The organism is Gemmiger formicilis (assembly GCF_016900095.1).
GTDB lineage: Bacteria > Bacillota > Clostridia > Oscillospirales > Ruminococcaceae > Gemmiger > Gemmiger formicilis_A.
Map to the genome: position 1 here is coordinate 109,197 of NZ_JACJJP010000006.1, position 10,285 is coordinate 119,481.

General features: G+C 61.7%; 12 protein-coding genes. 3 read left to right on the top strand and 9 right to left on the bottom strand.

The genetic code is table 11. The features are described 5' to 3' along the window. Positions 1-164 precede the first annotated feature (164 nt). Both H6B15_RS04685 and H6B15_RS04690 read left to right on the top strand, forming a co-directional pair. Positions 165-674, top strand: coding sequence for an RNA polymerase sigma factor (locus tag H6B15_RS04685; RefSeq protein ID WP_204646609.1), 510 nt, complete (start codon positions 165-167; stop codon positions 672-674). Continuing rightward, positions 671-1,303: a hypothetical protein gene (locus H6B15_RS04690; RefSeq protein WP_204646610.1), complete on the top strand. Its 633-nt coding sequence runs from the start codon at positions 671-673 to the stop codon at positions 1,301-1,303. Before H6B15_RS04685 ends, H6B15_RS04690 begins: the two co-directional genes overlap by 4 nt. A gap of 60 nt (positions 1,304-1,363) precedes the next feature. Here the strand turns inward: H6B15_RS04690 and H6B15_RS04695 are convergent, their stop codons facing one another. The 9 genes from H6B15_RS04695 to H6B15_RS04735 form a co-directional block, all read right to left on the bottom strand. Next, the gene (locus H6B15_RS04695; protein WP_204646611.1) at positions 1,364-2,035 is read right to left on the bottom strand and encodes an alpha/beta hydrolase; all 672 of its coding nucleotides are present in this window, start codon (positions 2,033-2,035) and stop codon (positions 1,364-1,366) included. A gap of 144 nt (positions 2,036-2,179) precedes the next feature. Then, entirely contained in the window at positions 2,180-2,782 is a 603-nt protein-coding gene (locus tag H6B15_RS04700) for an AAA family ATPase (RefSeq protein WP_204646613.1), read from the bottom strand. A 16-nt stretch (positions 2,783-2,798) separates the two neighbouring features. Further along, positions 2,799-3,920, bottom strand: a complete 1,122-nt coding sequence (gene hisC / locus H6B15_RS04705; protein WP_204646615.1) for a histidinol-phosphate transaminase — start codon at positions 3,918-3,920, stop codon at positions 2,799-2,801. Positions 3,921-3,963: 43 nt separating this feature from the next. Beyond that, the gene (locus tag H6B15_RS04710; RefSeq protein ID WP_204646618.1) at positions 3,964-4,962 is read right to left on the bottom strand and encodes an NAD(P)-dependent oxidoreductase; all 999 of its coding nucleotides are present in this window, start codon (positions 4,960-4,962) and stop codon (positions 3,964-3,966) included. An 8-nt stretch (positions 4,963-4,970) separates the two neighbouring features. Continuing rightward, positions 4,971-6,335 carry an MATE family efflux transporter gene (locus tag H6B15_RS04715; RefSeq protein ID WP_204646619.1) on the bottom strand — a complete coding sequence of 455 codons (1,365 nt, stop codon included), beginning with the start codon at positions 6,333-6,335 and terminating at the stop codon, positions 4,971-4,973. A 46-nt stretch (positions 6,336-6,381) separates the two neighbouring features. After that, positions 6,382-7,248 carry a transporter substrate-binding domain-containing protein gene (locus H6B15_RS04720; protein ID WP_204646620.1) on the bottom strand — a complete coding sequence of 289 codons (867 nt, stop codon included), beginning with the start codon at positions 7,246-7,248 and terminating at the stop codon, positions 6,382-6,384. Between the two features lie 28 nt (positions 7,249-7,276). Beyond that, a complete protein-coding gene (locus H6B15_RS04725) occupies positions 7,277-8,056 on the bottom strand; it encodes an amino acid ABC transporter ATP-binding protein (protein ID WP_275950962.1) in 780 nt (259 codons plus the stop codon). A 2-nt stretch (positions 8,057-8,058) separates the two neighbouring features. Continuing rightward, positions 8,059-8,823 carry an amino acid ABC transporter permease gene (locus H6B15_RS04730; RefSeq protein WP_204646622.1) on the bottom strand — a complete coding sequence of 255 codons (765 nt, stop codon included), beginning with the start codon at positions 8,821-8,823 and terminating at the stop codon, positions 8,059-8,061. 452 nt (positions 8,824-9,275) lie between these two features. Beyond that, positions 9,276-9,938, bottom strand: a complete 663-nt coding sequence (locus H6B15_RS04735; protein WP_204646624.1) for a Crp/Fnr family transcriptional regulator — start codon at positions 9,936-9,938, stop codon at positions 9,276-9,278. 87 nt (positions 9,939-10,025) lie between these two features. Between H6B15_RS04735 and H6B15_RS04740 the strand changes: the two genes are divergently transcribed. Further along, positions 10,026-10,285 (top strand): ATP-binding protein (locus H6B15_RS04740; protein WP_204646626.1); only part of this gene is annotated, 260 nt, incomplete at its 3' end.

Sequence of the window (10,285 nt, forward strand, 5' to 3'; positions counted from 1 at the left end):
GGAAATATAATTTTATTTGTTACATCGGAGTGCGGTATACCATGCCTTTGATGTAATGTCAATAGTTACAATATGGCCGACCACCCTTCGGGCAAAAGACATTCTCCCGCCGGTGTCACAGTTTGGATTCCGGGGTGTTATAGTAGGTGAAAGGAGGTGGCTGCATGGAAAATTCCCCGCTGTACCAGGTGTTTGTGCGGGACTACGCCCGTCTGTGTGTTTTGGCGGGCCGGATTCTGGGAGATGACGCCCTGGCCCAGGATGCGGTGCAGGAAAGCTGGCTGCGGCTGTGCGCTTTGCCCCGGCTGGACACCGGTGACCGGGAAAAACTCCGGCATCTGGTGGTCATTGCGGTGCGGCACACGGCGTACAACATGCGCCGGAAAAAATTCCCCGGCCTGATGGACACCCAGACGATGGGGATGGTGCCCGATTCTGCGCCGCTGCCCCAGGAATTGGCCGAACGGGACGAGCAGGTGCGGGCTTTGCTGGCGGCTATGCAAACCCTGGAAGAAACCGACCGCAGTATCTTGCAGCTGCAGTACGGGGAAGGACTGGACAGCCGGCAGATTGCGGGGGTACTGGGCATCAAGGCGGCCACGGTGCGCCAGCGTGCACGGCGTGCCCGGCTGAAACTGAAAGCGAGTCTGGAAAAGGAGGGCCTGTCGGAATGAAAGATGCATTTACGGTACGGATGGAACAAGCCTGTGCGGTGCAGCGGCAGGCGGAGCTGCAAGCGTTTGATGCGCTGGCGGGGGATACGGCCGCCCTGCCGCTGCTGCCGGACCGGCCCTTCCGCCGGAGAAAACAGGTGGCAGCGGCTGTCCTGGCCGCCTGTCTGCTGTTCACAACGGTGGCCTGTGCGGTGTGGCCCACGGTGGCGGTGAAGGTACTGGGGGGCAAGGCATACCTGACCGAAACCGACGGGGGCGACGGTCATTTCCGGCGGTTTACCCTTCCGTCCCTGCCGGAAGGGTGCGAGGCGACCTGGAATCCGGCTGAAGGGTACTGGTCCTGCACTGTCCGGAAGGGAACGGCGGAGTTCACCGTGGTGCTGTATCCGCCGGAACACCGGGCCATGATCATCGGCGACAATGCCGACGGCACCATGACCCAGAACGATAAGGAAGGCATCGAGGAGGACTTCTGCCTGCTTTCCCGGGTGGAGGATATGACCGAGGAGGATCTTGCCGGGCACAGCGTGGTCTGCTGGCCCGCCGACAACGGCTACTTTGTGGTGCTGAACCATAGCTGGACGGATTGGGGGCAGATGCGGCAGATTCTGCAGGGCATACAGCCCTGACACCATGCCCCGAAAACAGAAAACCAGCCTCACCCTGCGGTGAGGCTGGTTTTTTCGTGGTTATTCCTCCAGCAGCCACCGGATACCGGCGGCGGTGCGCTGGGGCGCCTGGGAAAAGTGGTTGCCGGGGTTGGGGCAAAAGACCGTCCGGATACCCTGGTCCCGGTAAAAGTCCCGGATTTCCAGGGTGCTCTGCCGGATGGATTGCAGCAGGGGATTGCGGGTCTTGTGCTCCTTGTCCCCCAGGGAAAAGTACATCCGGTCGGGCCAGCGTCTGGGGGTATGGGTGAACAGGTAGTCCCGGATGCCGGGAAACCACAGGGAGCCGGACATACTGGCCGTGCGGGAGAAGGCGTCGGTGCCGTACAGGGCGTACACCGCAAACAGCCCGGCCAGAGAGTACCCGGCCAGGCCCCGCCAGGCGGGGGTGCCGGCAATTTCCTCGGCCCGGGGCAGAATCTCGCCGGTCAGCAGCCGCAGGTGGTCGTCGGCCCCGCCGGTGAAGGCATCGCCGCTGCGGAAAGCGGCAGGGCAGTCCCAGGGGGCCAGATCGTGGTTCCATTGCAGGCCGCTCACCGCCACCAGGGTGAAGGGCGGGCAGCCGTCCCCTTGCAGCAGCTGAAAAATCCGCTGTCCCTCCTCCGGAAAGGTGTTGAGATAAACCGCCGGTGCCTTGGGCACCCCGGCGGCAAACACCTCCACGGTTTTGCCGCCTGCCGTAAACCGTTGCATAGACAAGCCCCCTTTTTCTATCCATTATAGCCGGGGCGGCGGCTGCGGTCAAAGGGCCGGGGCCGCACAAAAAGAACCCGCACATTCCGGGGAGTGGAGTGTGCAGGTTCCGGTTTGACCGCCCGGTGTGGGGCGGGGCGGACCTCAGGAGAGGTCCGTCATGAAATATTCCCGGGCCACGGTGGCCAGCAATTCCGCAGTGCCGGTCACCCCGAACAGGCTGCTGTCGACCATCAGGTGGGTGTGTTCCGGGTCGGAGGGCAGGTGCCGGGCGTACTTTTTGCAGTACCGGTCCCGGGCTTTGTCCACCCGGTCAATCATCCGTTTGGCCTCGGTGGGGGTCATGTCCAAAGAGTTGACGCAGTTCAGGTATCGTTTGGCCTTGGGAGCGTAGATGAATACCCGCAGACAGTTATAGTTCTGCAGGACGTAGTCGGCGCAGCGACCCACAAAGATGGCGGAACCCTTGGCGGCCAGGTCCTGGATGATCTTGGTCTGCACGTCAAACATCTGCTGCTGGTTTTCGGTGCTGCCCTGGCCCAGGGGAAAGGCCATCCGGCCGAACCGGCTGGCGATGGTTTCCTCCTGTTCGCTGGCCTGGGACAGGGGAATGTTCATCTGTTTGGCCGTCTCCTCCACAATGTCCCGGTCGTAGTATTCAATGCCCAGGATCTCGGCCAGCTTGATGGCGATGGGACGGCCCAGGCTGCCGAACTGGCGGTTGATGGTGATGTAATAGTTTGCCATGGTGGAACCTCCTTTGTCACACAGCCTTGTCGGGGGCTTCGCCGTCCCGCAGGGGCAGTGCCTTCATCACGTCCCCCAGCGCCTTCAGAAAGTCCCGGTTCTGCTCCGGTGTGCCCACGGTCACCCGGTTGAAGCAGGCATTGGGTGTGCTGATCAGGATGCCGTGCTCGGTCATTCCCTGAGAGACGGCCTTGGGGTCCCGGTGGGTGTCGAAGTAGATGAAGTTGGCCGCCGGCTTTACCGCATAGCAGCCCAGGGCCAGCAGACCCTCGTACACGATCTTGCGGTTCTTCACGTTCTCCGCCTTGACCTTCTGGACGTACTCCTGCTCATCCAGGGCGGTGGTGGCGGCCAGGGAGGCAATGCGGCTCACGTTCCAGGCCTGGCAGGCTTTCATCATCTCGTCAATCAGGTCGGGGTCGCCTACGGCGTAGCCGATGCGCAGCCCGGCCAACCCATAAATCTTGGAGAAGGTGCGCAGCACGATCAGCGGGCGGTCGTACCCTTCCTGGATCATCCGGATCAGGCTGTAATGGTTGGGATCGTCCACATATTCAAAGTAGGCCTCGTCCACCACGGCCAGCACGTGGGGCGGCAGCTTGCGCACAAAGGCTTCCACCTCGGCGGAGGGCAGATAGGTGCCGGTAGGATTGTTGGGGTTGACCACAATGGCCATTTTGGTCTTGTCGGTCACGGCGGCCAGCATGCCGTCCAGGTCGTATTTCCAGTCGGGAGTCAGGGGCACTTCCACCCGCTTGCCGCCGTTGTCGCTGACCATATCAGGGAACGCCTCATAGGTGGGGGAACAGTAGAGAATCTCGTCCCCGTAGTTGATGAACACCTCGCCCAGCATGTCGATGACGGCGCTGGAACCGGAGCCGATCAGGATGTTGTCCGGGCTGAGGTGGTACAGGTCGGCCAGCTTTTTGCGGATATCGTAGGCGTAAAAGTCCTGGTACATGTAGTTTTCCGCCACATCCTGCATCAGGGTGGACTTGACCAGGTCCGACATGCCGTAGGCGTTCTCGTTCAGGTTCATGCGCACCATATTCTTGGGGCTGGAACGCTTTTGCCGGGCACCGCGCTTGCTGGCGGGCTTCTGCCGGATACTTTCACGCAACAGTTCACTTACTTCCATGATAAACTCCCTCTTTTCTGATAGAATGATGGCGCCTGCGCCCTTACCCGATCACCGATTTGGGCTGCCCGCGCAGGTAACAGGCAAAGTTGTCCACCGCCATGTCGATGGCCCGCAGCCGGGATTCCCGGGTAAGCCAGGCAATGTGGCCGGTGATGGTCACGTTGGGGGCGGTCAGCAGCGGCGTGCCGTGTCGGGGCGGCTCCTCGGTCAGCACATCCAGGGCGGCGGCCCGCAGCTTGTGGGCCACCATGGCGTCGGCCAGGGCCTGCTCGTCAATCAGCGCGCCCCGGGCGGTGTTGATCAGGATGGCCCCGTCCCGCATCATGGCGATGGTGCGGGCGTTGAGGATGTGCTCGGTGGCGGGGGTGTGGGGCAGATGCAGCGAGACGATATCGCTCTTTTGCAGCAGCTCCTCCAGCGTGTCCACCTGCTCGATGAAGGCGTATTTTTCCCCGGTCTTGCGGTGGGCGCTGAACCCGATCACATGCATCCCGAACCCTTTGGCCATGCGGGCCAGGGCGTAGCCGATCTCCCCCAGCCCCGCAATGCCGATGGTCTTCTGGTACAGTTCCACCTGGGGAATAATGGCCTTGCAGAACTCCGGTCCGTTTTCCGGCCGGGTCCAGTCGATGTCCCGGATGCGCCGGTCCTGCACCGAAATGTGGTGGCAGACCTCCATGAGCAGGGCAAAGGCGTATTCCGCAATGGTCTGGGCGCCGTAGATCGTGTTGGTCACGGTCACTCCCCGGCTCCTGGTCAGGTCGGTGTCAAAGGTTTCCCACCCGTGGCCCAGTGTGGCCACATAGCGCAGATGGGGGTGCTGGTCCAGGAATTCCCGGTTCAGCAGGTCCGGCCCGATCCAGACCCCGAACAGCGCTTCGGCGTCGCCAGTCAGGCGTCCCAGCTCTTCCACGCTGGGATAGTTCCCTGGCGCAACGATTTCCACTTCATCCACCCCGGGCAGCTGCTTCAGGGCCATCCAGTGCTCCTGCAAATCCTTGGGGGTGATGTCCGGCTGGATGATATGTTCTTGAATCACAACGGCTTTCATGCCCTTTGTATGCTCCTTTCTCCTTCCGGAACCCGGCGGGCGGCGGCCCGCAGCTCCCGGTCGTGGTGCACGAACATGCCGGCCGCCACGATATCCAAAATCAGCTGGGTGACCACGGCGGTCAGCCAGATGCCGTCCAGCCCCAGCAGACGGGGCAGCAGCACAATGGTGACCGGGGTCATGACCAGCGGGTCAAAGTAAATCATAAACAGCGAATACCGGATCTTGCCCACCGCGTAGAAGAAGGAGTTGGTCACCCGGACCAGGCCGGTGAAGATCAGCTGCCAGGAGGTGAGCAGCACCGCGTGGACGCCCAGCACGGCGTCCTCCCCAGTGTACCCGTACAGGGCGGGATAGAACCGGGCGGTGGCCACGGTAAAGAGGAAGAGGGCCACGCTCAGGCCGATGGCGGTGAGAATCCCTTTGTTGCGGATGCGGCACAGGGCCCGCACATCCCCGGCCCCGTGGGCGAAGCTGGCCAGGGGCTGGATGCCGTCGGCCACCCCGATGAGCAGGATGCGGTAGGACCCCACCGTGGAGGAGATCAGGGCGTAGGCGCTGACCGCCAGTTCACTGCCGGAATGCAGGCAGGCCACGTTGTGGTAGAGGATCAGCAACGACGGGGTGAGGGAGATACCGAAGGGGGAGATGGCGTTGAGCAGAATCTTGGGCCAGACCCGGGCATGGAACCGCAGCTGGTCGCAGCGCAGGGGGTTCTGTTTGCGGGTGATCAGCACCGCCAGACAAGCCACCACTGTGAACAGCTGGGAACACAGGGAGGCGGCCGCCGCCCCGGCAATACCCCATCCAAAGAAGGCGAGAAAAGTAAAGTCCAGGCTCAGGTTGACGACCAGACCGCCCACCATGATGACCATGGCGGTGACGGCGCGGTTGTCGTTGCGCAGCAGGGGGGTCAGCCCGCAGGACAGCACCTGCAGGATGCCGCCCCCCAGCATGACCCGGCCGTAGATCCGGGCGTAGTCCAGCAGTTCGCCCTGGGCGCCCATCAGCCGCAGCAGCGGGTCCAGAAAGGCCAGGGTCACGGCGGTGCACAGCACCCCTGCCGCCAGCAGCGCCAGCAGAATGTTGCCCCGCACCCGGTTGGACACGGCCTGGTGGCCGGCGCCCTGCTGGGTGGACATGATCACCGCCCCGCCGCAGCCGATGCCGGTGCCGATGGCGGTGATCACCGCGATGATGGGCCAGGATACGTTGATGGCTGCCAGGGCGGTGCCGTTGACGAAGTTGCTGACAAACAACCCGTCCACCACCGAGTAGGCGCTCTGCAGGAACATGGTGATCATGGAGGACAGCACATACCGGCCGAACTTCCGGTCCACCGCCTCAGCGGGGGCTTGCATCGATGATGGAATGGGAATCAAGTCCTTTCATACCCGGCAAAATCGGTTACTGGATGGCGGATGCGGGCTGGGCAGCCACGGCCTGGTCCATCATGGCGTCGCGGTCTTCCTGGGAAAGCCCGGCCAGAACGGTGTTGATCTTGTCCACCAGTTCGGTGTCGCCCTTCTTGCAGGCAATGCCCAGGTCGGTTTCTTCCGAGCTGACCTGGAAGCCCTGACCGTCAGCGAATTCCACAATCTTCAGGTTGGGGTTGGTGGTCAGCAGGCTCAGGGCCGAGGGGTTGTCGCAGGTGAAGCCGTCAATGGTGCCGGCGTTCACGGCGGATACCATGGAAGCGAAGGTGTCCAGGGCCGCGCCCTTGGTGGCGCCGGTCACCTGATCCAGCGCGTCATACCACACGGTGTTCATGGCCGAAGTCAGGGTGGCACCGGCCAGATCGGCCAGGCTGGTGGCGGAAGCATAGGTACTGTTCTGATCCACCACCAGCACGATGTCGGCGCTGTAATACGGGTCGGTGAAGTCCACCGACTGGGCACGCTCGCTGGTGATGCTCATACCGGCGATGGCGCAGTCCACCATGTCGGAGGAGATGGACAGGATCAGGCCGTCCCAGTCCACCTGGGTGATCTCCAGGTCCATGTCCAGCTCGTCGGCAATCTTCTTGGCCATGATTACGTCGTAGCCGTTCATGTAGGAACCGTTGGTGGTCATCACCGCGCCGTTGGAATCGTCTTCCTGCAGCCAGTCAAAGGGCGCGTAGTCCGCCGACATGGCCACCCGCAGGGTCTCCCGGCCGTCGGCACCGGTGGTCTCGGCGGTGGCGGCTGCCGAGGACGAGGACGAACCGCATCCGGCCAGAGCCGTGCTCAGAACCATGGCGGCGGCAAGCAGAGCAGCAAGTTTCTTTTTCATAAGATACCCCTCCTTATAATAGCTGGTGTCAGCTGGCGATAAACCGGGTCAGGAACAGCTTGGTGCGTTCCTCGGTGGGATGGTAGAAGATGCGGGCCGGCGGGCCTTCCTCCACGATGTAGCCTTTATCCATAAAAATGGTGCGGGTGGAAACATCCCGGGCAAAGGCCATCTCGTGGGTGACGATGATCATGGTCAGACCTTCCTGGGCCAGGGAGCGCATGACCTGCAGCACCTCGCCCACCATCTCGGGGTCCAGGGCGGAAGTGGGTTCGTCGAAGAGGATGACTTCCGGCTCCATGGCCAGGGCGCGGGCGATGGCCACGCGCTGTTTCATGCCGCCGGACAGCTGGTGCGGCTTGGCCTTGACGTAGGGGGCCATGCCCACCTTGGTCAGGTATTTCATGCAGATTTCCTTGGCTTCCTCCTTGGGCATGTGCTTGACCAGGTGCGCCCCGGCCATGCAGTTTTCCAGCACGGTCATGTTGTTGAAGAGGTTGAAGCTCTGGAACACCATGCCCACCTTGGAGCGGAAGGCGTTCAACGCGGCAGTGCCGCTGGGCACGGCCTGCCCGTGGTAGAGCACCTGGCCGGAAGTGGGGGTCTCCAGCTGGTTGATGCACCGCAGCAGGGTGGACTTGCCGGAGCCGGAAGAGCCGATCACCGTGACCACGTCACCCTGGTGCACGTCGAAGGAGATGTCCTCCAGCACCAGATGGTCGCCGAAACGTTTTTTCAGGTTGCGCACCCCGATGACGGGACCGTCAAAGGGAACATCCGCAACAATGGATTTTTCTTTTGCCATCATACTCACCTCGCAGGTTCTTGGGCCGGGGCCAGTTGCTCCGACGGGATGATCTCGTAGCTGCTGCTGCCGGCCAGGTGGCTTTCCAGCAGCCGGAGCAGGAAGTTGAACACAAGGGTCAGGGTCAGATAGATCATGGCGGTGATGGTGTAGGCCTCAAACATACGGAAGTAGGTGCCGGCCACCACGTTGGTGATGTAGAACAGCTCGGTCACCGAGATCACGTTCAGCACCGAGGTATCCTTGATGTTGGCCACAAAGGTGTTGCCGATCTGGGGCGCGATGATGCGCAGGGTCTGGGGCAGGATGATGTGGGCCATCATGGGCACGTACCGCATGCCCAGCGCCTGGGCCCCTTCCACCTGGCCGGGGTCGATGGAGCGGATGCCGCCGCGCACCGTCTCGGCCATGTAGGCGCCGCTGTTCAGGGTGATGATCAGGATGGCCGCCCGGAAGGCCGGAATATTGACCCCGAACATCTGGGCAATGCCGTAATAGATGACCATGGCCTGCACGATCATGGGCGTGCCGCGGAAGACGGTGACGTAGATCTTGCAGATGGTCCATGGAATGGCCAGCAGCACATTCTGGAGGGGGCTGCGGCTTTTCTGGAAGTCGATGGTCTGGATCACGCCCACCACAAACCCCAGACAGCAGCCCAGAACGGTGCCGGAAAGGGAAGCGGCCAGGGTGGTGACCAACCCCTGCAGATAGGAGCTGTGGTATTGTTGGATCAGAAAGACGATCCATCCCCAAAAACTGGTTGGCATAAAATTCCCCTCTTTTCCTTACATGAAAGCCCGGAAACCGGGGCGGCCCGCGCCCGTTCCCGAAAAAAATACCCGATAAAAGCAAAAAGCGCCGGAATCTTGCATTCCAGCGCCTTTGCTTTGCTGTATGATCCGCCGCTTGGGCAGGGGCCCCTGCCCTCCGCCCGGGCCGGGGCGGAAAGTCATCTTCTGCCGTGGACAGCATGCCGCACGGCCGGAAACTGAAGAAGGCGCCGGGTCATATGACCCGGCGCCTTTGCCATCAAAATCCTGTGGGGATGAACCCGTTGAAGATGTTATCTGTATCATAGCACCCTTTCGGGGAAAGTCAAGGCAGTTTGGCCTCTGCCGCCGCAAGTTTGGCAAAAACTGCTAAATGTGCACCGGTGACGGACGCCAAAGTTTATCAAAATCGATGTAAAAAATCCCGCTTACCCGGTTCCGGCACCCGGTCAGGGGGCGGAAGTGTCAGTGTGGTGCAGACAAAACCGGTTTTTCCGGAAGGAAAGGATCCCTTCTTTCTGCATCCGGCCCAGTTCCTTGGACAGGGCGCTGCGTTCCACATTCAGGTAGTCGGCCATCTGCTGCCGGTCGAAGGGAATGGTAAATTCCATGGTTCCCTGCTTGACTGCCTCGGCGGAAAGATAGGTCATCACCCGGGTGCGGATGTTCTTGGCTGTGATACACAGCATCCGGGTGGACCACACCAGATTTTTGTTGGTGGAAAAGACCAGCAGGTTCTGCAGCAGCTTGGGATACCAGGACTTGACCGCGTTTTCCGGCGCCAGTGTGCGCCCCAGGTGCACAAACAGCACCCGGCTGTCCCGCACGGCCAGCACGTCCACCATCACCGGCACCTTGCAGAAGGCGAAGGTCTCGGCGAAGGACTGCCCCGGCGAGATGTTGTGCAGGATAATCCGGTTGCCCCACACGTCGATGTTCTCCAGGTGGATTTCTCCCTCCTGCAGAATGCCGAACTCCTCGGTGCGGTCGCCGGTGTGAAAAAGCACCGTCCCTTTGGGGAACAGGGCGGTGCGCACGCATCCCAGGGCGGTCAGTTCGGCGTATTCGTCGGGGGCGATGTTGCGGAAGATGGGCGGGCGTTGTGAATCCATGAAGTTTTCTCCGTTTCGTGGTTATAACCACATACTTTTTCCACCAGTATAGTATACTATACCCAGCAAAGCAAGGAGGCTTGTCTGATGATTCGGAAAATCATTCGTATTGATGAAGATAAATGCAACGGCTGCGGCGCCTGCGCCCAGGCCTGCCACGAAGGCGCCATCGGCATGGTGGACGGCAAGGCCCGTCTGCTGCGGGACGACTACTGCGACGGTCTGGGGGACTGCCTGCCCGCCTGCCCCACCGGGGCCATCTCCTTTGAGGAGCGGGAAGCGGCCCCCTACGACGAAAAGGCGGTGCAGGCCAACCCCAACCGCCCCGCCCACCACGGGGGCTGCCC

Coding starts and splice junctions, on each gene's coding strand:
- H6B15_RS04715 (WP_204646619.1), bottom strand. CDS start 6,335: ATGCAAGCCCCCGCTGAGGCGGTGGACCGGAAGTTCGGCCGGTATGTG.
- hisC (WP_204646615.1), bottom strand. CDS start 3,920: ATGGAAGTAAGTGAACTGTTGCGTGAAAGTATCCGGCAGAAGCCCGCC.
- H6B15_RS04720 (WP_204646620.1), bottom strand. CDS start 7,248: ATGAAAAAGAAACTTGCTGCTCTGCTTGCCGCCGCCATGGTTCTGAGC.
- H6B15_RS04695 (WP_204646611.1), bottom strand. CDS start 2,035: ATGCAACGGTTTACGGCAGGCGGCAAAACCGTGGAGGTGTTTGCCGCC.
- H6B15_RS04690 (WP_204646610.1), top strand. CDS start 671: ATGAAAGATGCATTTACGGTACGGATGGAACAAGCCTGTGCGGTGCAG.
- H6B15_RS04725 (WP_275950962.1), bottom strand. CDS start 8,056: ATGATGGCAAAAGAAAAATCCATTGTTGCGGATGTTCCCTTTGACGGT.
- H6B15_RS04700 (WP_204646613.1), bottom strand. CDS start 2,782: ATGGCAAACTATTACATCACCATCAACCGCCAGTTCGGCAGCCTGGGC.
- H6B15_RS04735 (WP_204646624.1), bottom strand. CDS start 9,938: ATGGATTCACAACGCCCGCCCATCTTCCGCAACATCGCCCCCGACGAA.
- H6B15_RS04685 (WP_204646609.1), top strand. CDS start 165: ATGGAAAATTCCCCGCTGTACCAGGTGTTTGTGCGGGACTACGCCCGT.
- H6B15_RS04730 (WP_204646622.1), bottom strand. CDS start 8,823: ATGCCAACCAGTTTTTGGGGATGGATCGTCTTTCTGATCCAACAATAC.